Below are 24262 nucleotides of genomic sequence, written 5' to 3'. Positions count from 1 at the left end.
TGAGCAACAGTCACGGTCAGGAGGAATTATGTCACTCAGACAGAAATCATTCATCGGCATTGCGTTACTCTGCCTGGTGCTGGCCTGCCTGCCGCTGGAACAAGCTTTTGGCGGACAACTCACACAAATGCTCAAAGTGACCTTGACTGTGTATGCCTTGACACGTGGACTCAATGCAGTGATTTCAGTGGCACAGGGCACGGAGATGTCAATTGAACCGATGGGCGTGGGTCTGACGTTAACGCCCGGTGAAATTCTTGACCCGCTCAATGATCTTATCGAGCAGGTGTCTTCCGTGTTACTGGTAGCCTCAGCCTCAATTGGCATACAAAAAATTATTCTGATGCTGGCTGACCACATGCTGATTCAGGTGTTGCTTGTACTGCTCGCAATGCTCGCTCTGCTACTGATGATCCTTAAACCCGGTGCTGGCTGGTCAGGACAAATAGCGTTGAAACTACTCATTGTGCTGACTGTACTCCGGCTTCTTGTCCCGGTGCTGGCACTGGTTTCGCATCAGACGCAGCAATGGTTGCAAACCGAGCGACAGGAGGCGGTTTCAGTATTGCAGTCAGCGCAAGCAAGTGTCGATCAACTCAATCAAAACCACCAGCAGGAGTCCGGGGGCTGGTTCGACAATTTGCGTGAGCGGGTTGATATAGGGGCAAGGCTCGAACAGGTGAAAAGCCGGGCTGAGCAGGGCGTAGAAGCAGCAGTTTATTTGTTGGCCGAATTCCTGCTGATTATGGTGCTGTTACCACTGTTGTTTGTGTGGCTGGCACTGCGGATTATTGCTTCGATACGTATCTGATAAGAAGCCCCGCCACAGCGGCAGGGCTGAGGAAGCGGTTGGCAGGCTATGAAGCCAGCGATTGCTTTGCTTCCTTTTGTCTCAGACTGGAAGCAAGTTGATTCAATCGGTCGAGCAGTTCGAAAAATTCCGTGGAGGACAATTCTGTCTGACAGGCCACTTTTTCCTGAACTTTGGCAATCATCGGCTCCAGTTTCCTGGCTTTGTCAGTCAGTAGCAGACGCACGATGCGTTCATCTTTATCAGTACGAACTTTGTCCACCATACCGGCAGCCTGCAGGCGTTTGATAATGGGGGAGAGTGTACCCGAATCGAGATTCAGTCTTTTCATTACCTCTTTGATGGCGACGCCATCTTTTTCCCACAGTACCAGCAGCACCAGGTATTGCGGATAAGTCAGATCATACTCATCCAGCAGACTACGGTAGAGACGCGTTATGTTGTTCGTGGCACTGTAGAGTGCGAAGCACAGTTGTTTGTCTAGTTTTAGGTTATCAAATTGCGACATGCGTTCATCCTCATGATTGTGTATGGCGCGCAATACAAATCGTCTGCATCAAAATGCACACTATATTATGCATAATGAAGGCGGATTAACAGTAGTCGAATAAGGTTAAGTGCTTAAAAATACTGAATCAATGCTATGAGGCAGGCATTTTCTTGTTCAAGTGGGGTACTTTGACGCAAAAATGCTGTGCCTGACTTTACTCAGATCAGGCGCAGTTTTGGCAAATTTTGACGCAGATGCTGCTTAATCTCTTCCACACTGGGACGAAACACGATAGGAAAGATCTGGGGTTGCGAATCGGGTTCTATAAAGGGGGAGATTTCATAGCCTTCAAAGAACAGCTCAGCGCGCGCCTGACAGATACGTTTTATCCCATTACTGAAGGCCGGATGTTGCTCTGCCGCCATCCCATTTTCACCAATGGTCCACCCCAGTTGTTGCCAGCCCTGGTAGCACGTCTCGCTGATCTGAACGATTCGCTGATTTTCAGTATGAATCTGTGCAGCAGCCTGGTTTTCTGGCGCCGAGCCGGCAAATGTCTGATTGAAGGCAATAATCATCAAGACGATTGAGGGTGCGATAAAGGGAGAGAATTTCATACTCACCTCGTATATTTGTCACTGACCTTCATCCATTCCATAACAGCATTTGTGAATAAGAAGTGAAGATCCGTAAGGATGAGTTTGAGTTTAGCATGAAACATTGTGCGCAAGACAAATCCCGGTAGCTGGCTTTGTCTTGCGGGACTGTCAGCTAATTTGACGGTTGGCCGAGAATTTTGATCTCGCGCTGCGGGAACGGGATTTCAATCCCATGCTGCTGCAGAGCGTCCCAAATCATCAGCAACAGGTCGCCCCCAACCCGGTTACGTCCATCATCAATGCCTTCCATCCAGAACTCAACCAGAATATCGATACCCGAGTCGGCAAAACCCTGAATTTCGGCATCGGGTCGCTCTTCGATCGGAATATCCGGTCCGCTGATCACCTGCGGGTGACTGGCGACGACTTCCCGAACTACGTCAAACAGTTTGTGCAAATCAGTTTTGTAAGCTACCTGGAAATTCAGTGAGTAACGTTGTTTCTGATTTTTGTGGGTCCAGTTGGTGAAACTGGTGGTAATGAACTGTTCATTAGGCACCATGATGTCCTTGCCATCGAAGGTTTCCAGTGTCGTTGAGCGCATTTTGAGTTCGCGAATGGTGCCGGCACGGCCGTCCTCCATTTCTACATAGTCACCGACCGACAATGAACGATCAAGCAGCAGGATGATGCCGGAAATAAAATTGGAGGCGATGGACTGCAGACCAAACCCCAAACCGACACCCACGGCACCACCGAAGACGGCAAGGGCTGTCAGGTTAATGCCCATGATTTGCAGCAACATCAGGAAAACCACCACAAACAGGGTGACCTGAAACAGTTTGGCAAATACTTCACGGGTACCGAGATCCAGATCATGCTGATTACGAATGATTTGCTGCCCCGCGTTATTGGACAGCCGCCCCAGCCAGAACAGCACGGAGCCGAAGATCAATACTCTGGCGACACCATAAGCTGAAATCTTGAAGTTACCGATTTGCAGTGAGATAGTTTCAAGATAAGCCACCACCTCATCTAGCCAGCCGATAATATGCAACACGGCAATCGGCAGAATCAGCCACAGGGCAAGTTTACGAAACAGTTGTTTTTCTACAAAGCGATTGATAATCGAATAAAGCATAAAAATGACAGCCAGGCTCAGACTGATTCTGATTAACCAGCTCTGGGAAATCAGTGCCTGGCCGATATCCACCGCTATTGAGAGGGCCAGTATCATCATTAATGGCAGCACCAGGTCCCGCAGTCGGTAAATACCTTGTCTCAGGTTGAGCATGGCCCCGTCAGTGGGGGGCTGGCGAAGCAGTGGAGAACGGGATTTGAGAAATTTTGCCAGTGGAAAGGCAATTAACAGGGCGAGCAAAATCAAGCCTAACTGGGAATAGAACTTGGGACTGCTCAGCCAGTGCATGGTGGTTGTCAGGAACTGATCCAGAAGTGCTTTATAGTTATCCATTGTTTGGCTTCGTTATCATTTGGGAAGGAGCAACTGAAGAATAATGTAGGTGACTCGGTGGCTGATGGCAATAAAAGAAGGACTGAACTTTATCGTTAAGCACAGGTCACCATGACATCGCAATCACGGACAGCAGAGGACTTTTGATGAATACACCATTTGATATTAACTACAAAGTGGCCCTGGTAACCGGTGCGAACCGAGGGATCGGCAGGGCGATTGTCGAGGCTTTCCTGCAGCATGGTGTGCGTAAAGTCTATCTCGGTGTGCGTGATCTTGATTCGGTTGCCGAGCTGGAGCAGCAATATGCAGACAAGGTTACACCGATACATATCGATTTGAGCAGGCCCAGCACCATAATCTCTGCTGCCGCCAATGCACAGGATGTCGATATTGTGGTTAACAACGCCGGTATTCTCAAAAATGCCAGCCCGTTGCAGCCGGAATCAATTGATGCACTGGAAACCCAGATGGATATCAACGTGGCTGGTTTACTGCGTATGGCGCAGGCTTTTGCCCCGGTCCTTAAAGCCAATGGTGGCGGCGCATTCGTGCAGTTGAATTCAATTGCTTCACTGCGCTCCTTTCCGGCCTTTGCCACCTATGCTGCCTCTAAAGCAGCAGCCTATTCAATTACTCAGGCACTGCGCCATGACATGGCAGAACAGAAGACAGTCGTTCTGAGCGTACATCCGGGACCGATTGCCACGGATATGGCCGATAACGCCGGATTGATTGATGTCGCAGAGCCGCCCAGCCTGGTGGCTGAGGGTATTATCGAGGCCTTGAAAAAAGGCGAGTGTCACCTGTTTCCGGACACCATGGCAAAAGCGCTATGGCAGGAATATGAAAACTTTGCCCGTAAAGTGATTGAAATCGAGCCGGGTACGGCATAAAAAAAGCCCCGCATTGGCGGGGCTTTTTAATTCTGTCCGTAATGGAAACATTACAGGGCAGTGATGTTCTCAGCTTGTGGGCCTTTGGCACCCTGGCTAACGGTGAATTCAACACGTTGGCCTTCTTTAAGCGTTCTGAAACCATCGCCTTTGATTTGGCTGAAATGAGCGAAAACATCCGGGCCGCTTTCTTGTTCGATAAAGCCGTAACCTTTAGTTTCGTTAAACCACTTTACAGTACCGGTAGATGTAGACATAGATAATCCTATTTACTAATAAAAACATGCCATAGCAGGCGGGTATAGCTGGAAGGTGTGCAGAAGTACTTATTAATAAACAGGACGAGCTACTATGGGTAATGCATCGAAATGAAAAATAAATATTCAGATCAACTTTCAAGCTAATGTCAATTTATCGGGTTTATTAGCCGCTGTCAAAAATATTTTCAGGCATGGGAAACCCCGCTATGGCGGGGTTTCCCAGTCAATTAATCAGTTTGATTAGCGGTTGTTGATATACATCGTAACCTCAAAACCAAAACGCATGTCATTGTAGTCTGGTTTAGTCCACATGGTTCTCACCTCCTGACGATCTCTGATTGACACAATTTCATAATACCCGGCGGCTATTTATTTAAAATCAGCATATTGCGGGAAAAGGCTCAGTATTTTTCTGACGGTCTGCAATATCTGCAATAATTTATTATCTTTGTTCTGATTGATATTCTGTCTACTGACACAGCTTGACCGGAACTCCGGTCATTGCGCATGTTCTCAACATCATGAGTCATTGATTTATGGCGGGTGGGGAATGATGTATCGTCTGTGGCTGATTTTTATCTGTTTACTGCCGGCCCCGATCCTGGCGCTGGAGTTCAGCAGCGACGCCGGCAAAACAACCGTGGTGGAGCTCTATACTTCAGAAGGTTGCAGTAGTTGCCCACCGGCTGATAAATGGCTGTCCTCACTCAAATCTGACCCAGATCTTTTCAAGACACTGTTGCCGATGGCATTTCATGTCGATTACTGGGATGGTCTGGGCTGGTCAGATCGCTTTGCCAGTGAGGCCTATTCACAACGCCAGCGGGAAATGGTTCGACAAGGCATTTTGTCACAAGTCTATACACCGGGCTTTGTCGTCAACAGCCGCGAATGGCGTGGATGGTTTAATGGACAGACAACGCTTAAAAAGCCCGATTCGATGCCGGGCATATTGAGCGTCAGTCTCAATGACGGACAGTTAGCTATCCGTTTCGATTCGAATGAAACGCTGATGGCCCATGTTGCCGTTCTCGGCATGGGGCTTGGCAGTGAGGTCGAGGCCGGTGAGAATCGCGGCCGGCGACTTGAGCATGACTTTGTGGTGCTTGATAAAAGGCAGCTAAGCGGTCAGCAGTACTGGCAAACCAGTCTGGCTGCATGGCCCGATAAACAACAACAGCAAACGGCCATCGCCGTCTGGCTCACCAGGCCAGGATCACTGGAAGTAATACAGGCCGCGGGCGGTTATCTGGAATAATAAATCGATATTCAGGGAACAAACAATGTTAGTAAACAGAGCAGCAGAACGGGACTGGCAGATCGCCGAACAGCAAGGAATTGAAAAAAGCGTTTTCCGCGTCAATAACAAAGGCGGTAAAACGGCGATAATCAGGATGAAAAAAGGCGCCCATTTCCCACATCATGTTCATGAGGGAAATGCCGAAATCATGATGCTCGACGGCCAGGTGCTGATTGGCGGTGTGGAATTGAACAAAGGTGATTATCTTTATGCTAAGTCCGGCGAAGAGCACGATATTGTGGCATTGACCGATACCGAAATATTTCTGTCTACAGAACAGGCCATGACACTGATTACCTGACATTATGCGCGCTGTTATTCAACTGTGCCTGGTGCTCATGATGCTGCTGTTGTCTGCCTGCGACCCCTTTTCGCAGCCAGACAGTATGATGAAGACTTATACTGAGCGGCTTGCCAGAGTATTGGAGCTGGAGAACCAAACTAGTCAGCTGATAGAAGTGCAGACCTTGCCCAGAATGCGTGACCGGCGAATAGATATTGAGCAGATTAAAATCAATATGCTTGATTTTCTTTCCTTATATGGTTGCCAATTGCAGGTGGTAGTGGGGGAGCGTAATTCAGCGATGGGCAGGGTAATGACGCCACTCAATGATTTGCGCTACCAACTGGAATTCATTGAAAAAGCCAGGCAGTGCCTGCCTAAAATTGAACAGCAGGAATTGAAATCCCAGCTGCAGCAGGCGATTGAACAGAAACACGACGCACTGCCACACTATTTCTGGAACGCCATATGGGCTGATGAACCGATGGCCGAGCTGATGAGCCAGTCCGGCGGTTTCTATCAGCAGGATGACGGCCATATCAGTCCAGCCACCCTGAAAGCAGATCTGAAACATGCCCGGGAGATATTACAGACACTGCAGTCCGGCTCGCTGGCGCCGGAATTAAAAAAAATGGGCGAAATTCAGCAGCGCTGGGTTTTTGATCACAGTGGCGGCCAGCTGATTAATAGCATCCGCCTGCTGATTACAAGGCTTAATGATGCCTCCGATATGCTGGAGCAAAAAGTCACCGGTAAACCGCCGTGTTACATGAATAAGCCCAACCCGCGTGCTGAGCGGGTCAAGGGCGTGTTTTTTAATGTCTATATTGCAAGGGTACAGCCCTATATTTCCCATGTCAGCCGTGCTGGAGAGCAGGTATTCAGCGGGCTTTCAGCGCTAATCGAACTACAAAAACCGGATATGCCAGCCTCATTCCAGCCTTATTATCAGCGGGTGTTGGATATGAATAATCATGGGAGCCTGTGGTATCAGTTTGATCAGTCGGTGATGCGCCATACAAAAAGCTGGCAGAAACTCTTACGTCAGTGCGGTATGCAACCGATGGCCGGTTGAATCAGCTGATACAGTCCATGACCATGTTCTTACCGGCGCGTTTGGCAGCATACAGTCTTTCATCTGCTTTGCTGAGCGCTGCCAGTATAGTGGTATCGTTACTGGCCAGTTCGTAGACACCGATGCAGACCGTGAGCCTGATCTCGCGGTGATGTTTGTGAAAGAAAATTTCACTGACCTTGTGTCTGATCCGTTCTGCCAGTTCCATTGCTTCACTGCGTCGGGTTTCAGGCAAAAGCATGGCGAATTCCTCACCGCCGATACGACCGAAAATATCATAGGCCCGTTTCGTTGCAGTGAGACAGTGAGTAAACAGCTTGAGTACTTCATCGCCAACTTCATGGCCGAAAGCATCATTGATTTCCTTGAAATCATCAATGTCCATCATCAGCAGACAAACGGGTTTCTTGTTGCGTTGTGCACGCTGAAGTTCTTTATTGCTCTCGACGATAAAGGCACGGCGATTCCATATCCCGGTTAACTCATCGGTATCAGCAAGGCACTGCAGATGGTGACTTAATTGTTGAAGCGAGTGATTTTTTTCCAATAATTCCAGGTGGTTTTCAACCATCAGTTGCATCTGCTGCATCAATCCCTGCTGCTTGTCGTCATAATAATGGGTTTTTGAGTCCAGTACGCAGAGCGTGCCAAAGATGTCACCATTCGGCCAGCGCAGCGGCAGGCCAAGATAGTTGATCATATTTTTTTCAATGTCGGGGTTATCCTGCCAGACAGGATCATTGAGGGCATTGTCAACAAATAAGGGCGCATTGCTACGAACGACTTCTTCACAATACAGGCCCGAGCCAAGCAGCGTTTCAGCCTCGCCGACGTGATAAGGATTACTCACAGCATTGTTCTTGACGCAAACCGTGATTCTGTCCTTGTCGAGTCGCATGATGAGGGCGACCGGAACGGTCATGAACTCCGCCAGCAAATCAAGCATGGTCTGCCACTGATTAAGCAGATCATCACTCACCTTGGGATGCGAGGTGCTATCGAACTCTGTCACAGCCATTCCTTTGCAGTTTTTTGCTAGCTTACATGATAAACCCTTGCCTGCAATAGGGAATTTGCTGAAAAATACGAATTTCAAATTCTGATTAAATTCGCTGAAAGCAGGACCGCGAATTCTGCACAAACACGGACCTTGATAATAAACGTTTAATATTGTTTTAAGTTAAGCAAGTTAGAGTCTCGCCAGATTAACTGCAAAAGAATTGGCGATGACTAAGCAAACCTCTTTCAGCTATCGTTTTTCAGGCCCTTATGCATCTCTGATTCGATTGTTACTGGTATATCTCTGCATTCTTGGATTATCAAGAATGCTGCTGACCACCTGGCAGTATGAGCGTCTGGATGGTCTGCAACAGTTCTCAGTGGTCATGTTTAACGGCCTCAGGGTAGACCTGATTCTATCAGGCATGCTGCTGGCACCATTGGTATTACTCGTTCCGCTGCTGGCGCACAAATTCAGCTGGCTGTTGTGGCAACGTATCATCACGATATGGGCGGTGCTCACCGTCGCCATCATTGTATTTATGGAGTTGGCCAGCCCTACATTTATTATTGAGTATGGTCAGCGGCCCAATCGTTTATTTATCGAATACCTGAAATACCCCCGGGAAGTGATGTCCATGCTATGGGAAGGCTACCGTCTGACACTCGTGGGTGGTGTGTTGATCACAGCTGCCGTTGCCTATGGCATATTCCGGCTCAGCAGGTCATGGCTGGTTCAGAAACAGCCTGGCTGGGCATACTGGAAGACGTTGCTCTGCTGGCCACTGATGGTGCTGGTTACGGTTGTGATGATACGTTCTTCCTTCGATCATCGGCCCGCGAACCCTTCAAGCTTTGCGATCACACCGGACCCGCTGGTGAACGACCTGATGCTGAATTCTGCCTGGTCGGTGTATTTTGCCATTTACAATCTCAAGCACGAGGAAGAATCGAATGAGGTTTATGGTGAACTCAGTCATGAGCAAATACTCGCTGAAGTCCATGAGGAAAAGCCGGAGCTGATCGTTGATGCGATGGCCGATCCACCGATTGTCAACCCTCAGCATGCGACGAAGCAGCGCAAAAAACCGTTGAATCTGGTGCTTATCCTGGAGGAAAGCCTCAGTGCCGATTATGTAAAAACACTGGGCGGCAGTGGCGCGACACCGCAACTGGATAAACTCAGTGAGCAGGGATGGTGGTTTGAAAACCTCTACGCGACGGGTACCCGTTCTGTGCGTGGTATTGAGGCTGTCATCAGTGGTTTTCTCCCCACCCGGGCGCGAAGTGTCGTCAAACTCTCTTTATCACAGCAAAACTTCTTCACCATTGCTTCTTTACTGGAAAACAACGGCTATCTCACCGAGTTTATCTATGGGGGCCAGGCGCATTTCGACAATATGGCCAGTTTTTTCATGGGGAATGGTTTTCAGCATATTATTGACCGTGAGCATTTTGACAAGCCGGTTTTTGAAGGCAGCTGGGGCGTGTCAGATGAAGATGTATTTAATAAGCTGCATGACAGATTGCAACGACATCATGCTACCGGGCAACCATTTTTCAGTTTTGCTTTCACCTCATCCAATCACTCTCCCTATGAGTTTCCCGATGGCAGAATCGAAATAAACGGTGAAAAGCAGACGCCCGAAAATGCAGTACGTTATGCCGACTATGCGTTGGGACAGTTTTTTGAAAAAGCACAACGCAGCGAATACTGGCAAGATACGATTTTTCTGGTGGTGGCTGATCACCACAACCGTGTCGAGGGTGAGAACCTGGTGCCGATAGAGAAATATCATATTCCCGGCTTAATTCTGGGGGCGGATATCGAGCCCAGACGCCTGTCCACGATTGCCAGCCAGATTGATTTGCCGACCACGGTGCTGTCGATGATGGGAATCTCCTCCTCACATCCGATGATAGGGCGCGATCTGACGCTGGCTGAAGAGCAACAGAAAGCAGGCCGTGCTTTTATGCAATATGATGACTACTTCGCGAAGATGACAGGGGAAGAGGTCGTTATTCTGAGGCCGGAAGCGACACCATTGCTTGGGCGCTATGATCACACATCTCAGCAACTGCACATGCGAGGTTCAGCGGAATCTGAGCCCTACGAAACCGCACTTGCCCACGCCCTTTTACCCGGTTGGCTTTATCGCTGCCGTTGTTACCATGTGCCTTCAGGCAATGTGAAGTTCACCCAGTCTGAGGCGATGAACCTGTCAGTAATGCCAACACCTGTGTTGCATGAGCGTCAGGAGGAAATACCGGGTACAGGCATTGTTCAATAATCCCTGAACGACATATCAATGTCAGTCGTTTAATCCGCCTGACCCCTCCCCCAGATTCAAATAAAGGCAGTGCCAGTGCCCGGGTAAACAGTAGGTTTTCGTCACTGAGCAGCCGGTAGGGTAGTTGTAGTCGGGCTACAGCTTTCTGCTGTTCTGAATTAGTCTGATTGCTCAGACCGAACACCCGAACGCCCAGCTCAGCAAACATTTCAATATTATCGCGAAAACTGCAGGCTTGTGTGGTACAGCCTCTGGCCCCCGGGATTTGATTCCAGTCAAAGGGAAGGGGCCTGGCGGGATGGCCGGTCATGGGGTAGACAAACACCACAGTGGGGCCACACAACAAGGACAGATTGAGCATTTGACCGTTACTGGCGAGCAGCCTGATATCAGGTAAGTGTAAACCACTGAGGTGGCGACAGGCCCCATCATCTATGGGAATGGGGAGGTTTGAGGGTAGCACCTCTAATGTCGTCATTGCTGCTTCCTTTGCATGAATGCTCGACGCAATGATAGCGCGTTTTTCAACGTATTTTATAAAGCTTAATAGTAAACATTATCATTTACATAAGCGTGTGCTTCTCGTAATATACCGTACAAAAGTAAACCTGTACGGAGAGTCCGCCCCATGTCACCCTATATCAAACCCCTTACGCTAAGTATTGCACTGGCTTTGGGTAGCTTCACAGGCAGTACACTGGCAGCAGAAACAACCGAAAAAGAGAAGTCTGTTGAGCTTGAATCCTTAACCGTCACCGCCAGTGCGGATGCCTCCGCGGAAGGGCTTTCACCGGCATTTGAAGGCGGTCAGGTCGCAGAAGGCGGACGCGCCGGTATTCTGGGTACCAAGGATCACCTGGAAACCCCATTCAGCATCACCAGCTATACCAATGAATTTATTCAGGATCGCCAGGCAAAAAGTGTAGGTGACGTTCTTCAGGCTGATCCCGGGGTCAGGGAAGCACGTGGCTTTGGTAATTTCCAGGAGTCGTATTTTATCCGCGGCTTTATTCTCACCTCGGATGATATTGCCTACAATGGTTTGTATTCGTTGCTGCCCCGCCAATACATAGCCACAGAGTTGTTTGAACGGGTAGAAGTCTTACGTGGTCCCAGCGCGTTTTTGACCGGTGCAACGCCGAGCGGGGGCGGCATCGGTGGCACAATTAATCTTTTGCCGAAAAGGGCGCCGAATTATCCGCTGACTCGAATGACGGTGGGAACAGAACACGGGCAACAGGGCTATGCCGCACTGGATGTGGGGCGTCGTTTTGGTGAAGAACAGCAGTTCGGTGTCAGGGTCAATGCCGCTTATCGTGACGGTGGTACCAGCATTGAGGATGAAGAAACAAATTTGAGTTTGTTTTCAGTAGGACTGGATTACCGTGGGGATAAACTACGTTTATCAGCCGATATTGGTACACAGGATAACGAGCTCGACGAAACCAGAACTAATGTCACCCTATCAGGCCTGGCTGATGTGCCTTCTACGCCCGATGCAGACAGCAACTGGGCGCAGCCTTGGTCATACTCTGACGAGGATGATGTATTTGGCACCTTCAGAGCGGAATATGACTTCAACCAGAATGTGACAGGCTGGGCAGCCTATGGCATACGTCGTAGTAATGAGTCGAACTCACTGGCGAATCTGACCGTATCCGACCTCAATGGTGATGGCAGTTTTTTCAGGTTTGATAATAATCGTGAGGATCGGGTCGATACCGGTGAAATAGGGCTTAGAGGTCAATTCCAGACCGGCAGTGTCGGTCATGACTGGGTGATGGCGTATTCTTATTTCAAGCAGGAAACGAAAAACGCTTTTCTGTTTGATTTTGATACTTTCGCCACTAATCTCTACAGTCCGCAATATTATTCACAACCCCAGCCGAATGGCAGTGAATTGCTAGCGAATTCCCTGGATCCAAGACTGAATGCGGTGACAAAACTGAACAGCTTTGCGATAGGGGATACATTGGCGTTATTTGACGATACCGTGCTGTTGACATTGGGATTACGTCATCAGACATTGGATGTCAGGGATCTGGGCTATGACTATAATAGTTTCAGTGGTTCCGCATACAAAGAGCGCGAGCTGACGCCGGCGGTCGGTCTTGTTTACAGGCTTACCAATCAATTTTCGCTTTATGCCAACTATATTGAAAATCTTCAGCAGGGGGGTACCGTACCTGTTGATTTGGGCTATGCGAATGCCGGTGAAGCATTGGAACCATTCGTTTCAGAGCAGTATGAACTGGGCTTGAAATTCGAAACTGATCAGATGGGGTATGGCCTGGCCTACTTCACTACTGACAGACCCCGTAATGACGTCGATATTTCCAATAATGTCTATGGTGTTGAAGGTGAAGACAGCCATCAAGGGGTGGAGTTGACTTTCTATGGTAAGGCAACAGACGATATCAAACTACTGGGTGGGGTAACCTGGCTGGATGCTGAACAGAAGGATACCAGCGACCCGGCCATTGAGGGTAATGATGTCATTGGGGTTGCTGAGTGGCAGGCGACACTGGGTGCCGAATGGGAGGTACCGCAGCTCGATAATCTCGCGCTCGATACCCGCGTTGTCTACACCGGGTCACGTTATGCTGACAATGCCAACACGCTCAAAGTGGATGACTGGACCACCGTTGATATCGGTGCCCGTTATATAGTGGCAATGGGTAACCAGGATCTCACCCTGAGAGCGCGAGTCCATAACCTGTTTGATCGGGATTACTGGGCCTCTGTCGGTGGCTTTCCCAACAACGGTTATCTGGTCTTAGGAGCGCCGCGAACGGTCAGTCTCTCGGCGACGATCGATTTCTATTAATTAACACTTCCCGGGCCGTCTCCAGGCCCGGGACTTATTCTCTCTTGGGAATCAATTCTTTCAACAGTCTGCCCGCACGCTTAAAATGGCTGCCCGGCCAGAAAATCTGACCACAGTCTTCGCAGATTTTAAAGTCATCATAATGCTTGCGCGTAAGCGGCTCGATTCTGTCGAGGATTGCTGCTTTATTGATCTTCACCAGCTGACCGTTACAGTTGACGCAACGGGTAAAAGGCTCGGCATCGTCGTATAAATCAAACCGCGACATTATTTCGCCGACTTGCTGTCTGGGTTGATCTGAACGCACGAAATAGCCGTGAGTAATGATTTTGCGTTTCAACAAACGCCGGTCCCGGGTCAGTACGACACGATGTTGTTGATGACTGATTTCGGCAACCTCAGCATCTTCGTAATCATTTCGATACAGACAGTCAAAACCCAGCAGTCTCAGGTATTGACTGAGTTTTCCGAGATTACTGTCAGCAACAAAACGCAGATGGCGTAAGGGTTTGTCTCTCAGTCGCAGTAACGGGCTGATGTTAAAGCTTTCAAATACCGGATAAACACTGATTTCATCACGATCCTGGACCTGGTATTGAAAGTCGACCGAATGACCGTTAACCAGGATCAGCTCGACCTCGGTATGCGGGACACCCAATGATTCAATCACATCCTTAATTGATGCTTTGCGATCAATCGGGTGAGAGAAGGGCTGTTGCTTTTTTTGAGGCGGCAGAAAATCATTCAGCTCCTCGTAGAATCGCAGCGTTAATAAAGCCATATGGTTTTACCCTTACTGGCTCAGACTGGGTCTATGATAGACCTTATAAAACGGCCTGTTAAAGTGAGCTTGTAAAATTGGCCTTGGCTGACGACAAGCGCATAATGGGGATGTCCTGTTTATTTGCAGGAGAAGCTTATGGACGCGCTAATGTTATCTATGATGGCCTGGCTGCATTTCCATACCGGCTACGATACGAAGGTAGAACTGCCTAATGTGGCAATCACCGAAGTCGGCAACCTGTGTCAGAACTACGGTGTACAGGCGGGCAACTGTGAAGCCATGCAATTGAAAGGCTTTTACAACGAGCGTCAGACGATTTACCTTCATGGTCAGTTCCAGCAGGAAAACCCGGCCGATCAATCCCGGCTGCTGCATGAGTTGGTGCATTATATTCAATGGCATAATGCCGAGCATGTTGATACCTGCTGGGGCGTACTGGAGGTCGAAGCCTACCGTCTGCAGGATCAATGGCGGGTAGAGCATGAGATGGAAAAGCAGTCGGATCCTTTTAAACTCGTTATGCTGGAAGCTGCCTGTGACAGTTGAATATCAGTCATCCACCAGCGGTACAAAGCTGACTGCCAATACTGGCCTCGTTTCGGTCTGACCTTGTTCGTCTTTGGTGATGAGCGTGAGTTGCTGATACAGCCCCGTCTCTGCCAGAGGCAGAACAAGGCGGCCGCCGGGTTTTAGTTGATCCAGCAGGGCTGGTGGTACAAAAGGACTGGCAGCGGTGACCATAATAGCGTCAAACGGGGCTTTTTCCGGCCAACCGTGATAACCGTTGCTATGCCTGCAGCTGACGTTGTCAAAACCGAGTGCCTGCAGACGGCCGGCGGCAGCGTCGGCCAGTGATCCGATCCGTTCCAGTGTATAAACCTGCTTCGCCAGTTTGGCCAGAATAGCGGCCTGATATCCGGAACCGGTACCTAACTCCAGTACCCGATCATCCGGAGAAAGTTCCAGCAGATCGGTCATCAATGCCACGATATAAGGTTGGGAGATGGTCTGACCATGGCCGATGGCCAGTGGTGCGTTCAGAAACGCCCGGGACTGTGCAATATCAGGCACAAAGTCTGCCCGGTTAACCTGTGCCATTGCTTTCATCACGCTGTCAGCAAAACGCGGTCGACCAGTATAGTCGGCAGTCAGTCTGGCTTCCTGGTCGATGTTTTCCAGCATGTACTTTATATCAACATCCATGGCAATCAGGTATTGATATCAATAACAATAGTTTTATTGTGCGCCTTCTTTCTGAAGAGTCCAATGGCTGGACAAGAAAAAGGCATCCGAAGATGCCTTGATGCCTAGTCGTAACTGTAGTGCTTGCGAAGTGGTTTGGTCACTTGCCAGAAACTTTTCAGTCCGGCGGGGAATTCGACATAGTCACCGGCAACCACGGTAACAGGTGGCTCGCCATCCGGCGTGACGATGATTTCACCTTCCAGCAGGTAGGCTTTTTCTGTTTCGTCAAAATCCAGTCTGAATTCTGTGACCGGGCAGTCCCAGATTTCCCAGTTGGCGACACCCATTTCCAGAAGACGGGCTTCAGTCGGGTTCTTATCGATAATAATTTGTGGCATTGATTGATCCTGTATAAAAAAATCCCTGCTGAGCAGGGCAATGCTAAAACCGCAGCCATCGCGGCTGGCGAATAGTAGCAGAACTTGGCTGCTGAAAGGGAATTTAAAAACCGGTTTGAAATAGCTTTTCTCAGCGTCCAACTAACGGTAGTATCGAACTAAACACAGGAGTGGGAGGTTGAAATGGATGCCAGAGTTATCTCCATGCTGGTCAATCAACCGGATACCTTAAATGGCCGGCTGGAAGTGCTTCATCAGGCCGTTATGCAAAAATTCCCTTCGGTTACCCGTCTCAGTTGTGCGCTCTATGACAGACAGACTGACGAGCTCAAGACATTCCTGACCAGTTGTATGACTGGTGCGCGCGAAGAGCCGCATAAGCTGCGTCTGGGGGAAAATCCGCATTTGGCGGAGCTTGCACAGAAAACGCAATACTGTGTTGTGAATGAAGATTCCGGCTTTGATAACCTGGATGCCAACCATGCCGCCTGGTTGAGGGAGAAAGGTTACTTCTCAACTTTTATTGTGCCGCTATTACATGGGCAACGTTTTATTGGTTTTATCTTCTTTGATGCGATAGAGGGCGATGTTTTCAGCGAGCGCGTCGAGCGTGAACTGGTTCTCCATGTTCAAATCATCAATATGACGATTACGGCAGAAATGTCGATGGTGCAATCATTACTGGCAACGGCAAAGATCGCCCGTGATTTTACTGATATGCGAGATTTCGAGACCGGTTTGCACCTCGACAGAATGTCGCATTACGCCCACATTATCGCCAAATGTCTTGCACCGAAGTATCAGCTCAGTGATGAGTGGATTGAACATATTTTTATGTTTGCTGCCTTGCATGATATTGGCAAGATTGGCGTGCCGGACAGGATTCTGTGTAAACCCGGCCGGCATAATGATGAAGAACGGGAAATCATGAAAACGCACGTCAACAAGGGTGTTGTACTGTTGCAGCGACTACTGGCTGATTATGACCTGATTGATATGCGAGATACTGAGTTGATGCAGAATATTGTTGCATTTCATCATGAGTATCTGGATGGTTCAGGCTATCCTAATGGCCTCTGTGGAGATGAGATTCCACTTGAAGCCCGGATTGCGGCCGTAGCGGATATTTTTGATGCCTTAACCAGCCGGCGACCCTATAAGAAGGCCTGGTCAGTTGATGCCGCACTTGATGAACTGCAGTTAATGACCCGGGCTGGCAAGCTCGATCCGGATTGTGTCCAGGCCGTTATAGACGAAAGCGAGGAGTTTGAGCGTATTGTTCATTTGCTTGCTGATGAACAGGATAAGCGTTCAGCGCAGGACTCTATGAATCGCCCATAGGCTGGCTCAGGTCTAGAAAGTGAGCGTGGCTGCTTTTTCGCCATCAATGCTCACCAGGCAGGAAAGATCGACTTTCTTTTTCCATTGGCAGTCGGAGCTGACAGTGCGACCCTGATAAGTGCCTGAAAAACTGAAAGCGTCATAGTTGTAGGGTAAGTCACCCTGGATCACGGTTTCACCGTTAATCAGTACCTGATGCTCAAAGGAGATCTGATTAAAGCGACCGCTGATTTCAAGCTGGGATTCGGAATTGGCAGGTCGGTAAAATTGTTTGGGTGATGCAGTGGTACAACCCATGAGCGTCATCATCAGGCCTGCAAGGAAAATTCTATTCATGATTCATCCATATTTGTTTATCAGCTTAGCGCTGCAGCCGCCCTCAGCTGGCGATGTTCTCATACTAACCAAACAGTTAATAGCGCCACAAGCGCTATGACAGAGACAATCACTCAATAACGCGCTTCTGGTAGGATCGCGATGTGAAAAATTTCAAACGTCTCCTTATTCGCACTCTGCTTCTGCTGATATTGGCAGGTGTCACGCTCAGCCTGCTGATGGTGGTGCCATTTCGTTGGATAAATCCACCTTACACCATGGTCATGGCCGATCGCTGGCTAAGCAGTGAGGATAGCTTCTATCTGCATCAGCACTGGTTGAGCTGGGAACAAATCCCCAAACAGACTGCACTCGCGGTGGTGACTTCAGAAGATCAGCGGTTCCCGATGCATCGGGGCTTTGATTTTGATGCTATCGTCTCAGCAGTGAAAGCCGCCTCGAGGGGCCGTGAATTGCGCGGTGCCAGTACCATCAGTCAGCAGGTCGCCAAGAATATGTACCTTTGGACCGGACGCAGCTGGCTCAGGAAAGGACTGGAAGTCTGGTTTACCTTGCTGATTGAGCTCACCTGGGGCAAGCAGCGTATTCTTGAGGTTTATCTCAACATAGCAGAGTGGGGGAACGGTGTTTTCGGCCTGGAGGCGGCCAGTCGCTATCACTTTTCTAAACCGGCAGCACAGCTGACGCCGATGCAATCAGCGCTTTTGGCTTCCACTCTTCCCAGTCCTCTCAACTATAATCCGGCACAACCAGAACAGCATCTTATTGATCGTGCGCGATGGAATCTGCAACAGCAGAAAAAACTGGGTGGTACCGCCTGGTTAACTCCCCTGCAATAAGCCTTTTTCTCAGATTAAGCGAACATTCTTGATCTGGATCAGCCCGTTGCCAGATCCGTCTTGAAGCGGTCATCTACCCTTGCTAGTTTTAGCGTACAAGGTGAGTAGAGGAGAGTGTCATGGCGGCAATGATGAAAGCAGCGGTTTTTGTTGAACCTGGCCGAATCGAGATTGAAGATAAACCGGTGCCGGACATTGGTGACAATGAGGCACTTGTCCGCATTACCACAACGACGATTTGTGGCACCGATGTCCATATTCTCAAAGGTGAGTATCCGGTCGAGAAAGGCTTGACTATCGGTCATGAGCCGGTAGGCATCATCGAAAAGCTGGGCAGCAATGTGCGCGGATATCACGAAGGTCAGCGGGTTATTGCCGGTGCTATCTGTCCCGGATTCCATTCCTACGCCTGCCAGGACGGACATCCAGCGCAGGATGGCGGTACCCATGGGCATGGCTACAAGCCGATGGGGGGCTGGCGTTTCGGCAATACCATTGATGGCGCCCAGGCGGAATTTTTGCTGGTGCCGGACGCACAGGCGAACCTGGCCCCCGTGCCGGATGAACTGACTGATGAACAGGTACTGATGTGTCCCGATATCATGTCAACCGGCTTCGCCGGCGCGGAATCGGCCAATATTAAAATTGGAGATATTGTGGCGATATTCGCACAGGGCCCGATAGGGCTGAGTGCGACCGCCGGTGCGCGGCTTCGCGGCGCGGGTTTGATTATCGCGGTCGATGGTGTCGACGAGCGGTTGAACATGGCAAAGCAAATGGGCGCTGATATCACTCTGGACTTTCGTAAAGTCGATGTGGTGGATGAGATTCTGAAATTGACCGGTGGTCGTGGCGTTGATGCTTCAATTGAAGCGCTGGGTAAACAGGAAACCTTTGAAGCGGCGTTGCGTGTGCTTAAACCCGGCGGCACTTTATCCAGCCTGGGGGTTTACTCTTCTGATCTTTCCATTCCGCTGAACGCATTCAGTGCTGGCCTCGGCGATCATAAAATCATCACCAGTCTCTGTCCGGGCGGCAAAGAGCGTATGCGCAGATTGATGAGTGTAATTCAATCCGGCCGTCTGAACCTGGCACCGATGGTCACCCATCGATTCAATCTGGAGCAGATTGTTGAAGCTTATGATTTATTTTCACATCAGCGTGATGGTGTGCTCAAGGTGGCCATCAGCACAGGCTAACCAATGTGCTCAGAGCTAAAAGCGCTGTTTTAAGCTTGGCGGTCATGGAAGATTTAATCTCCCAAGTTGACGGCGAAAACGAGCATAAGACAGGCATTTCCGCAGGAACATACTGGTGAGGCGGGCTGTGCCGAGACTTGTTCTGCCAGAACCTTGAGCACGCCCTAACCAGGCTTGCCTGATTTCAAACCGTGTCGAAATGACACAGCTGTATCATCTGAACAGGCCTTTGTGCCACATCGGCACAGTCTTATCTGCACACGCGTAATGAAATCTTAAAAACTGTTTTATTACAGTTGCTTAGCATTTTTTATTGCATGGCATGGTCTTCGCTACCTTAAAAGTAAGTTGGAAAATTAAGGAGGATTTATGAATACCGCAAAAAAAATGCTTACATTACTCATTGCAACCGGTCTGTCCACTGCCCCTATGACAGCGATGGCCGGGGCCGGACAGCACACTAAAGTGCTGCGCCTGTACAACCACACCCCGATGGTCAGACTGGATGTACAAGCTGATTTTGTTGATGAGGATATTCAGCGTTTTGCGGATGTTCAGGATGAGTTGAGAACGATCGAACAGAATTTCTCAGCCCGGATTGATAACGCGCCAAACGCTGAAGCCAGAAAACAATTGGGGCAAGAGTACACCCAGGCAATGACCAGGACCATTGAAGCAGGCGGCATGGCTGTGGACAGCTATTCCAGAGTCGCTATTGCCGCTCAGAGTCATCCGGGTGTGAGGGCAGATATTCAGCAAAAAACAGAACGCGATCTCCCCGTGGATATGATGTACGGCACCCGTTACATCATTGCCATGAAAGAAAAAGCGCCGCTGAGCAATAAGGTTCATGCAGCGTTTACGGAGGAACAGTTGCTCAGCTATGTTGCAGTTCAGGATGAACTGGCCCTAATCCGGGATCGCTACTCTGAAAAAGTCCTCAGAGCGAGCGATGAGCGTGACGCTGAGTTGCTGGTCGAGGCGAAACGCGCGATGGCCGATGCTGTTGAGAAAGCGGGCTTGTATCGTGAGGAATATGCCAATATTTCATTAGCCATCGACGCTGATCCCAAGCTTCGTAGCCGTGTTCAGAAGATGAGAAAACAACACGCTTACTAAGCGCTGAAACAAACTATAAAAGCCGGGCTGGCTCTCCAGCCCGGCTTTTTGTATGCGTGCTATCAGTGTGATGATGTGGCGTCTCACCCAGGCGCCAAGGCGTACCATTACAGATTGGATAAAGTTTACAGCTACTGGTGCAGCCCCGGCATGGTAGTCGTTCAGCGACGGTCTTCGTCACACACGGTGGTTTGGCCTGATTCATGTTCTTGCTCAAGTCTGTCAATAGATTCATATTCTAGATGCTCCGTAGCGAAAATAATGTGAAAGCCCTGGAACGCAGATTTATTGACTGCTCAAGCTGTGAACCAGTTGTCACAAAACAGAGATTCTGTCCACGAGCTTTGAACCAGTTATGCTGTCATCCAGTCTAAATTTTTGTATGAGCCGTAATTAAGGAGAAGCTATGAAATCGAGACTCATTTTGTGTATTACTTTCAGTCTACCTCTGATTCTGGCTGGCTGCACCATGGACAAACAGACAGTTGGAACCGGCGTCGGCGGTGCTGTCGGTGGGGTATTAGCTTCGAATATCGGTGACGGCAGCGGTAAAACAGCCGCGATCATCGGTGGTACGCTGCTGGGGGCCATCATCGGTGGTAAAATTGGCGCCGACATGGATGAACTGGATCGTCGTCGGGCTGCCAGTACGCTTGAAACCTACCCGACAGGTCGCACTAACAGCTGGCAAAACCCGGATACCGGTGCATCTTATGACTTCACCCCGACCAGAACTTACAACACGGATGGTCAACCCTGCCGTGAATATGAAATGGATGTTTACATGGATGGCCGCAGCGAAGTAGTGACTGGCACCGCCTGTCGAAATTCGCGCGGGGAATGGGTCAACCAGTAAATCAAAAGTTTTCTTTAAAAGCCGGCCTTCGCCGGCTTTTTTTATCTCTCATGTTTGAGTTTGTAATCCTTTTGGAGAATGTTGTTTTCACTGCAAACAGGCGATGATCAATAAATGCTTGTGAGACTTGTAAAAACAGGCATAAAATTGCGCGCTTTTTTATTTTTATGGAGTGGAACAATGTCAGAACCAGTTTGGTTTAGAACCGGTGAAGCCACCGTGTTTGCCAGCGATGATCAGGGCACCGATGCGATGCCTGAAATTTTGATCGGCAGTGTGAAAGGACCAGCAGGTAACGCCTTTGCCAACCTGATGGGACAAACAGAAGGGCATACCCGCATGTTTGCCATCCGGGCGACCAACCAGCAAGTCAAACCGGCCACCATGATTGTGCCGAAAGTGACGATTAAATCCGGTTCCTATGTCGCCCTGTTTGGTGGCGTTGTGCAATCAGCCGTGGCTGATGCCGTGCTGGATAGCGTCATAGAAGGCGTAATACCCAAAGAACATGCTGAAGAGCTCTGCATCATCGCCATGATCTGGATCTCACCGGAAGCAGCGGCCAACCCTGATGTGGACCGTAAAGACCTCTATCGCACAAACTATGAAGCGATGAAACTGGCGATTCAACGTGCCATGAGCGGTTCACCCAGCATCGATGAGCTGATCAAAAACCGCGATACCATCCACCACGAAATGTACAACCCGGAAACCGGCGAGTCACTCTGGTAGAACGCTGCTATCGACAGTCGGCCGCTCCTGGCTGACTGTCGAGACTTCAATGAACCAGATTCATTGAGGCATCCTGATTAAGCCGATCCAGTTTTTTATCGATCACACTCAGCAGTTTGCGATACTGCGCTTCTGCTATCTGTATGTCCTTAACGGCATTAGTCTCATCACCACATTTGAGCAAAGTCAGGCAATTGCTGATGAGGTGTGACAGGCGAGTGTATTCCTGATCCACATAATGCAGAAAGGTATGTTCAAGGAAATGCATGTGGAAGGCTTTTTTAAGCCAGAAACGGCAGTGACTGTTTTCTCTAAACATATGATCAGGACGCAATGTTCTGCGTATCGGATCCGAAGGCAGGATACGGCGTCTTGCATGCTCCAGCTCTACATCAAGAAAATGTGCGAATAAACGTAACTGTGAAACGCGCAGACAACTGATTTTGCGATACTCCTCCAGCAACAACGCCGGGGCAATAAAGTCACAGGACCATGCCAGCACATTGTCAGCAGGTATTGGTTTTGAAATCGCGTAACCTTGTACCAGTTTGCAACCCATGCATAACAGAATCTGTCCATGTTTGAGTGATTCAACACCTTCGGCAATCACATCAATATCAAATGAGGTCGCCAGAGATATTACGCTTTCAACGATCTTGAAATCATTCGGGTCATTGAGCATATTGCGCACGAAGGACTGGTCGATTTTGACTGACTGAATGGGCAAAGTACGGATATGACTCAAGGACGAATAACCGGTACCGAAATCATCCAGCGCCGTTGTGATATTGAGTTGTTCTTTACAGGCACGGATGACGTTTTTGATTGTGGACAGCTCATCAAGTGCGTGACTTTCAAGAATTTCAATCTGGAAATAGCTCAAATCAGTATTGGGAAAGTCCTGACAGATTTTGCTCAGGGTCTCGATAAAACTACCGCGGGCAAGCTGATAGGCAGAGAGGTTGACGCTGACAGTGAGTTTCAGGCCGTGTTCGTGCCATCGCTGCATGTGTGTCAGTGCTTCACGAATCACCCATAAACCGAGACTGATTTCGACATCGGATTCATTGATGGTGGGTAGAAACTCAAGCGGCATCAACAGGCCTTTTACAGGGTGTTGCCAGCGAACCAGTGCTTCAAAACCAATCAGTTCACCATTGGCAATATTTAACTTGGGCTGAAAGTGCAGCCGCATTTCACCGGCGCTTATAGCAGAGAGTACTTCAGGCTGATTGAAACTGAACCGTGAACTCTGATTGGCGAGGGTGGTATCGCCATACATGGAAATGCCGTTCTTACCACTGTTTTTGACTCTGTAAAGTGTTTGATCGGCATGATCTATCAGCGACTCCAGCGACCCCCGGTCAAAGGGATAAACTGTATAGCCGATAGAAGCGCCGATATTGATGCTATGACCTTCAATCTCATAGGGCTCACTGAGTACGTGGAGTAATTTATTCAGCACCATTTCACAGTCCTGACGGCTGTGGAGTTCTCCCAGCAGTAATACAAACTCGTCGCCACCATAACGGGAAGCCGTATCCTGCTCGCGAATGGTATTTTTAATGCGCTGAGTCAGTTCAATCAGCAGTAAATCACCCACAAAATGGCCATAGGTATCATTGACCGGTTTGAAGTCATCCAGATCCAGAAAGCAGACTGCCAGCATCTCCTGCATCCGATCGCACTTGGCAATGGCACGCTCAAAGCGATCTTCCAGCAGGTTACGATTGGGCAGGGCGGTCAGAGAATCATAATGGGCCAACTTTTCCAGCGTGGCATGATGTTCTTTCATTTTAGTGATGTCAGACATCATACCAATATAAAACGGTGGCTGATCCGGGGTGAGCTGTAGCCGGTTGACCGTCAGTAACTCGGCATAAAATTCGCCTAGTTTATTACGGTTCCAGACTTCACCCTGCCACCAGCCATTTTCTTTAATGGTCTGCCACATAGTGGCATAGAAATCCTTGTCGTGTTTACCGGAGCTAAGCATACTCGGGTTGTTACCCAATAGTTCTTCCCGGCTGTAGCCGGTAATCCGGCAAAAAGTATCATTACAGGCAATGATATTGACCTTTTCATCGGTGACGATAATGCCTTCCTGCGAGCGCTTGAATATTTCCTCCAGAATGACAGGATGATTTTTCAGATTGAGCATAAAAATT

Annotated in this window: 26 protein-coding genes; 14 read left to right on the top strand and 12 right to left on the bottom strand. The window is 49.2% G+C overall.

From position 1 onward, the window contains the following. Nucleotides 1-28 precede the first annotated feature (28 nt). Nucleotides 29-811 carry a hypothetical protein gene (locus FH755_RS08530; RefSeq protein WP_292440557.1) on the top strand — a complete coding sequence of 261 codons (783 nt, stop codon included), beginning with the start codon at nt 29-31 and terminating at the stop codon, nt 809-811. Nucleotides 812-857: 46 nt separating this feature from the next. Here FH755_RS08530 and FH755_RS08525 read toward each other — a convergent pair whose 3' ends face one another. The 3 genes from FH755_RS08525 to FH755_RS08515 all read right to left on the bottom strand — a co-directional run bounded on the left by FH755_RS08525 (nt 858) and on the right by FH755_RS08515 (nt 3374). Beyond that, nucleotides 858-1319: a MarR family transcriptional regulator gene (locus FH755_RS08525; protein WP_292440555.1), complete on the bottom strand. Its 462-nt coding sequence runs from the start codon at nt 1317-1319 to the stop codon at nt 858-860. Between the two features lie 200 nt (nt 1320-1519). Further along, on the bottom strand, nt 1520-1918 hold the full coding sequence (locus FH755_RS08520) for a hypothetical protein (protein ID WP_292440553.1): 399 nt from the start codon (nt 1916-1918) through the stop codon (nt 1520-1522). Between the two features lie 154 nt (nt 1919-2072). Beyond that, nucleotides 2073-3374 carry a mechanosensitive ion channel domain-containing protein gene (locus FH755_RS08515; RefSeq protein WP_292440551.1) on the bottom strand — a complete coding sequence of 434 codons (1302 nt, stop codon included), beginning with the start codon at nt 3372-3374 and terminating at the stop codon, nt 2073-2075. 146 nt (nt 3375-3520) lie between these two features. On the opposite strand from FH755_RS08515, the gene FH755_RS08510 reads away from it, so the two are divergent. Then, nucleotides 3521-4270, top strand: a complete 750-nt coding sequence (locus FH755_RS08510) for an SDR family oxidoreductase (protein ID WP_292440549.1) — start codon at nt 3521-3523, stop codon at nt 4268-4270. Nucleotides 4271-4320: 50 nt separating this feature from the next. Here FH755_RS08510 and FH755_RS08505 read toward each other — a convergent pair whose 3' ends face one another. Together FH755_RS08505 and pqqA are read right to left on the bottom strand one after the other, a co-directional pair. Next, complete coding sequence (locus tag FH755_RS08505) at nt 4321-4527, bottom strand: cold-shock protein (RefSeq protein ID WP_266235688.1); 207 nt, start codon at nt 4525-4527, stop codon at nt 4321-4323. A 243-nt stretch (nt 4528-4770) separates the two neighbouring features. After that, nucleotides 4771-4842: a pyrroloquinoline quinone precursor peptide PqqA gene (pqqA, locus tag FH755_RS08500; protein ID WP_266235936.1), complete on the bottom strand. Its 72-nt coding sequence runs from the start codon at nt 4840-4842 to the stop codon at nt 4771-4773. Nucleotides 4843-5080: 238 nt separating this feature from the next. On the opposite strand from pqqA, the gene FH755_RS08495 reads away from it, so the two are divergent. The 3 genes from FH755_RS08495 to FH755_RS08485 are packed head-to-tail and all read left to right on the top strand — an operon-like array spanning nt 5081 to nt 7188. Further along, complete coding sequence (locus FH755_RS08495; protein ID WP_292440546.1) at nt 5081-5788, top strand: DUF1223 domain-containing protein; 708 nt, start codon at nt 5081-5083, stop codon at nt 5786-5788. A gap of 25 nt (nt 5789-5813) precedes the next feature. Further along, nucleotides 5814-6131, top strand: a complete 318-nt coding sequence (locus FH755_RS08490; protein WP_292440544.1) for a cupin domain-containing protein — start codon at nt 5814-5816, stop codon at nt 6129-6131. Nucleotides 6132-6135: 4 nt separating this feature from the next. Beyond that, nucleotides 6136-7188 carry a DUF3080 family protein gene (locus FH755_RS08485; RefSeq protein WP_292440542.1) on the top strand — a complete coding sequence of 351 codons (1053 nt, stop codon included), beginning with the start codon at nt 6136-6138 and terminating at the stop codon, nt 7186-7188. Nucleotide 7189: 1 nt separating this feature from the next. Here the strand turns inward: FH755_RS08485 and FH755_RS08480 are convergent, their stop codons facing one another. Beyond that, nucleotides 7190-8200 (bottom strand): sensor domain-containing diguanylate cyclase, encoded by a 1011-nt coding sequence (locus FH755_RS08480; RefSeq protein ID WP_292440540.1) that lies wholly within the window; start codon nt 8198-8200, stop codon nt 7190-7192. Between the two features lie 214 nt (nt 8201-8414). Between FH755_RS08480 and FH755_RS08475 the strand changes: the two genes are divergently transcribed. Then, nucleotides 8415-10478: an LTA synthase family protein gene (locus FH755_RS08475; RefSeq protein WP_292440538.1), complete on the top strand. Its 2064-nt coding sequence runs from the start codon at nt 8415-8417 to the stop codon at nt 10476-10478. On the opposite strand, the gene FH755_RS08470 is transcribed toward FH755_RS08475, so the two are convergent. Next, complete coding sequence (locus tag FH755_RS08470) at nt 10384-10956, bottom strand: peroxiredoxin (protein WP_292440536.1); 573 nt, start codon at nt 10954-10956, stop codon at nt 10384-10386. The two genes, FH755_RS08475 and FH755_RS08470, sit on opposite strands and share 95 nt — an antisense overlap. A gap of 150 nt (nt 10957-11106) precedes the next feature. On the opposite strand from FH755_RS08470, the gene FH755_RS08465 reads away from it, so the two are divergent. Continuing rightward, nucleotides 11107-13305, top strand: a complete 2199-nt coding sequence (locus FH755_RS08465; protein ID WP_292440534.1) for a TonB-dependent receptor — start codon at nt 11107-11109, stop codon at nt 13303-13305. Between the two features lie 34 nt (nt 13306-13339). On the opposite strand, the gene FH755_RS08460 is transcribed toward FH755_RS08465, so the two are convergent. Continuing rightward, nucleotides 13340-14086, bottom strand: coding sequence for a Mut7-C RNAse domain-containing protein (locus FH755_RS08460; RefSeq protein WP_292440533.1), 747 nt, complete (start codon nt 14084-14086; stop codon nt 13340-13342). 138 nt (nt 14087-14224) lie between these two features. On the opposite strand from FH755_RS08460, the gene FH755_RS08455 reads away from it, so the two are divergent. Further along, on the top strand, nt 14225-14635 hold the full coding sequence (locus FH755_RS08455; RefSeq protein ID WP_292440531.1) for a DUF6647 family protein: 411 nt from the start codon (nt 14225-14227) through the stop codon (nt 14633-14635). A 3-nt stretch (nt 14636-14638) separates the two neighbouring features. On the opposite strand, the gene FH755_RS08450 is transcribed toward FH755_RS08455, so the two are convergent. Both FH755_RS08450 and FH755_RS08445 read right to left on the bottom strand, forming a co-directional pair. Next, complete coding sequence (locus tag FH755_RS08450; protein ID WP_292440529.1) at nt 14639-15292, bottom strand: protein-L-isoaspartate(D-aspartate) O-methyltransferase; 654 nt, start codon at nt 15290-15292, stop codon at nt 14639-14641. A 104-nt stretch (nt 15293-15396) separates the two neighbouring features. After that, nucleotides 15397-15672 (bottom strand): cupin domain-containing protein, encoded by a 276-nt coding sequence (locus FH755_RS08445; protein ID WP_292440528.1) that lies wholly within the window; start codon nt 15670-15672, stop codon nt 15397-15399. Between the two features lie 183 nt (nt 15673-15855). Between FH755_RS08445 and FH755_RS08440 the strand changes: the two genes are divergently transcribed. After that, nucleotides 15856-17013 (top strand): HD domain-containing phosphohydrolase, encoded by a 1158-nt coding sequence (locus FH755_RS08440; RefSeq protein ID WP_292440526.1) that lies wholly within the window; start codon nt 15856-15858, stop codon nt 17011-17013. Nucleotides 17014-17025: 12 nt separating this feature from the next. On the opposite strand, the gene FH755_RS08435 is transcribed toward FH755_RS08440, so the two are convergent. Beyond that, complete coding sequence (locus tag FH755_RS08435) at nt 17026-17349, bottom strand: hypothetical protein (RefSeq protein ID WP_292440525.1); 324 nt, start codon at nt 17347-17349, stop codon at nt 17026-17028. A 143-nt stretch (nt 17350-17492) separates the two neighbouring features. Between FH755_RS08435 and mtgA the strand changes: the two genes are divergently transcribed. The 5 genes from mtgA (at nt 17493) to fae (ending at nt 22094) form a co-directional block, all read left to right on the top strand. Beyond that, nucleotides 17493-18188 (top strand): monofunctional biosynthetic peptidoglycan transglycosylase, encoded by a 696-nt coding sequence (gene mtgA, locus FH755_RS08430; RefSeq protein WP_292440523.1) that lies wholly within the window; start codon nt 17493-17495, stop codon nt 18186-18188. Nucleotides 18189-18307: 119 nt separating this feature from the next. Then, complete coding sequence (locus FH755_RS08425) at nt 18308-19387, top strand: NAD(P)-dependent alcohol dehydrogenase (protein ID WP_292440521.1); 1080 nt, start codon at nt 18308-18310, stop codon at nt 19385-19387. A gap of 369 nt (nt 19388-19756) precedes the next feature. Beyond that, nucleotides 19757-20506: a DUF4168 domain-containing protein gene (locus FH755_RS08420; protein ID WP_292440519.1), complete on the top strand. Its 750-nt coding sequence runs from the start codon at nt 19757-19759 to the stop codon at nt 20504-20506. A 406-nt stretch (nt 20507-20912) separates the two neighbouring features. After that, nucleotides 20913-21362: an RT0821/Lpp0805 family surface protein gene (locus tag FH755_RS08415; RefSeq protein WP_292440516.1), complete on the top strand. Its 450-nt coding sequence runs from the start codon at nt 20913-20915 to the stop codon at nt 21360-21362. A 180-nt stretch (nt 21363-21542) separates the two neighbouring features. Further along, the gene (fae, locus tag FH755_RS08410) at nt 21543-22094 is read left to right on the top strand and encodes a formaldehyde-activating enzyme (RefSeq protein ID WP_292440514.1); all 552 of its coding nucleotides are present in this window, start codon (nt 21543-21545) and stop codon (nt 22092-22094) included. Nucleotides 22095-22140: 46 nt separating this feature from the next. Here fae and FH755_RS08405 read toward each other — a convergent pair whose 3' ends face one another. Beyond that, nucleotides 22141-24255, bottom strand: coding sequence for an EAL domain-containing protein (locus tag FH755_RS08405; RefSeq protein ID WP_292440512.1), 2115 nt, complete (start codon nt 24253-24255; stop codon nt 22141-22143). Between the last annotated feature and the right edge of the window lie 7 nt (nt 24256-24262).

Source organism: Methylophaga sp., from assembly GCF_009711715.1.
Classification (GTDB): Bacteria; Pseudomonadota; Gammaproteobacteria; order Nitrosococcales; family Methylophagaceae; genus Methylophaga.
This window is presented reverse-complemented; position numbering and strand designations above follow the sequence as displayed.

Bases quoted from the DNA above. Each gene is read 5' to 3' on its own strand.
- FH755_RS08460 (WP_292440533.1), bottom strand. From the start codon at position 14,086: ATGGCTTTATTAACGCTGCGATTCTACGAGGAGCTGAATGATTTTCTG.
- FH755_RS08515 (WP_292440551.1), bottom strand. From the start codon at position 3,374: ATGGATAACTATAAAGCACTTCTGGATCAGTTCCTGACAACCACCATG.
- FH755_RS08465 (WP_292440534.1), top strand. From the start codon at position 11,107: ATGTCACCCTATATCAAACCCCTTACGCTAAGTATTGCACTGGCTTTG.
- FH755_RS08445 (WP_292440528.1), bottom strand. From the start codon at position 15,672: ATGCCACAAATTATTATCGATAAGAACCCGACTGAAGCCCGTCTTCTG.
- FH755_RS08420 (WP_292440519.1), top strand. From the start codon at position 19,757: ATGAATACCGCAAAAAAAATGCTTACATTACTCATTGCAACCGGTCTG.
- FH755_RS08450 (WP_292440529.1), bottom strand. From the start codon at position 15,292: ATGGATGTTGATATAAAGTACATGCTGGAAAACATCGACCAGGAAGCC.
- FH755_RS08485 (WP_292440542.1), top strand. From the start codon at position 6,136: ATGCGCGCTGTTATTCAACTGTGCCTGGTGCTCATGATGCTGCTGTTG.
- FH755_RS08455 (WP_292440531.1), top strand. From the start codon at position 14,225: ATGGACGCGCTAATGTTATCTATGATGGCCTGGCTGCATTTCCATACC.
- FH755_RS08490 (WP_292440544.1), top strand. From the start codon at position 5,814: ATGTTAGTAAACAGAGCAGCAGAACGGGACTGGCAGATCGCCGAACAG.
- FH755_RS08475 (WP_292440538.1), top strand. From the start codon at position 8,415: ATGACTAAGCAAACCTCTTTCAGCTATCGTTTTTCAGGCCCTTATGCA.
- FH755_RS08495 (WP_292440546.1), top strand. From the start codon at position 5,081: ATGATGTATCGTCTGTGGCTGATTTTTATCTGTTTACTGCCGGCCCCG.
- FH755_RS08440 (WP_292440526.1), top strand. From the start codon at position 15,856: ATGGATGCCAGAGTTATCTCCATGCTGGTCAATCAACCGGATACCTTA.
- FH755_RS08405 (WP_292440512.1), bottom strand. From the start codon at position 24,255: ATGCTCAATCTGAAAAATCATCCTGTCATTCTGGAGGAAATATTCAAG.
- FH755_RS08415 (WP_292440516.1), top strand. From the start codon at position 20,913: ATGAAATCGAGACTCATTTTGTGTATTACTTTCAGTCTACCTCTGATT.
- FH755_RS08530 (WP_292440557.1), top strand. From the start codon at position 29: ATGTCACTCAGACAGAAATCATTCATCGGCATTGCGTTACTCTGCCTG.
- FH755_RS08525 (WP_292440555.1), bottom strand. From the start codon at position 1,319: ATGTCGCAATTTGATAACCTAAAACTAGACAAACAACTGTGCTTCGCA.
- FH755_RS08470 (WP_292440536.1), bottom strand. From the start codon at position 10,956: ATGACGACATTAGAGGTGCTACCCTCAAACCTCCCCATTCCCATAGAT.
- fae (WP_292440514.1), top strand. From the start codon at position 21,543: ATGTCAGAACCAGTTTGGTTTAGAACCGGTGAAGCCACCGTGTTTGCC.
- FH755_RS08505 (WP_266235688.1), bottom strand. From the start codon at position 4,527: ATGTCTACATCTACCGGTACTGTAAAGTGGTTTAACGAAACTAAAGGT.
- FH755_RS08435 (WP_292440525.1), bottom strand. From the start codon at position 17,349: ATGAATAGAATTTTCCTTGCAGGCCTGATGATGACGCTCATGGGTTGT.
- FH755_RS08520 (WP_292440553.1), bottom strand. From the start codon at position 1,918: ATGAAATTCTCTCCCTTTATCGCACCCTCAATCGTCTTGATGATTATT.
- FH755_RS08510 (WP_292440549.1), top strand. From the start codon at position 3,521: ATGAATACACCATTTGATATTAACTACAAAGTGGCCCTGGTAACCGGT.
- FH755_RS08425 (WP_292440521.1), top strand. From the start codon at position 18,308: ATGGCGGCAATGATGAAAGCAGCGGTTTTTGTTGAACCTGGCCGAATC.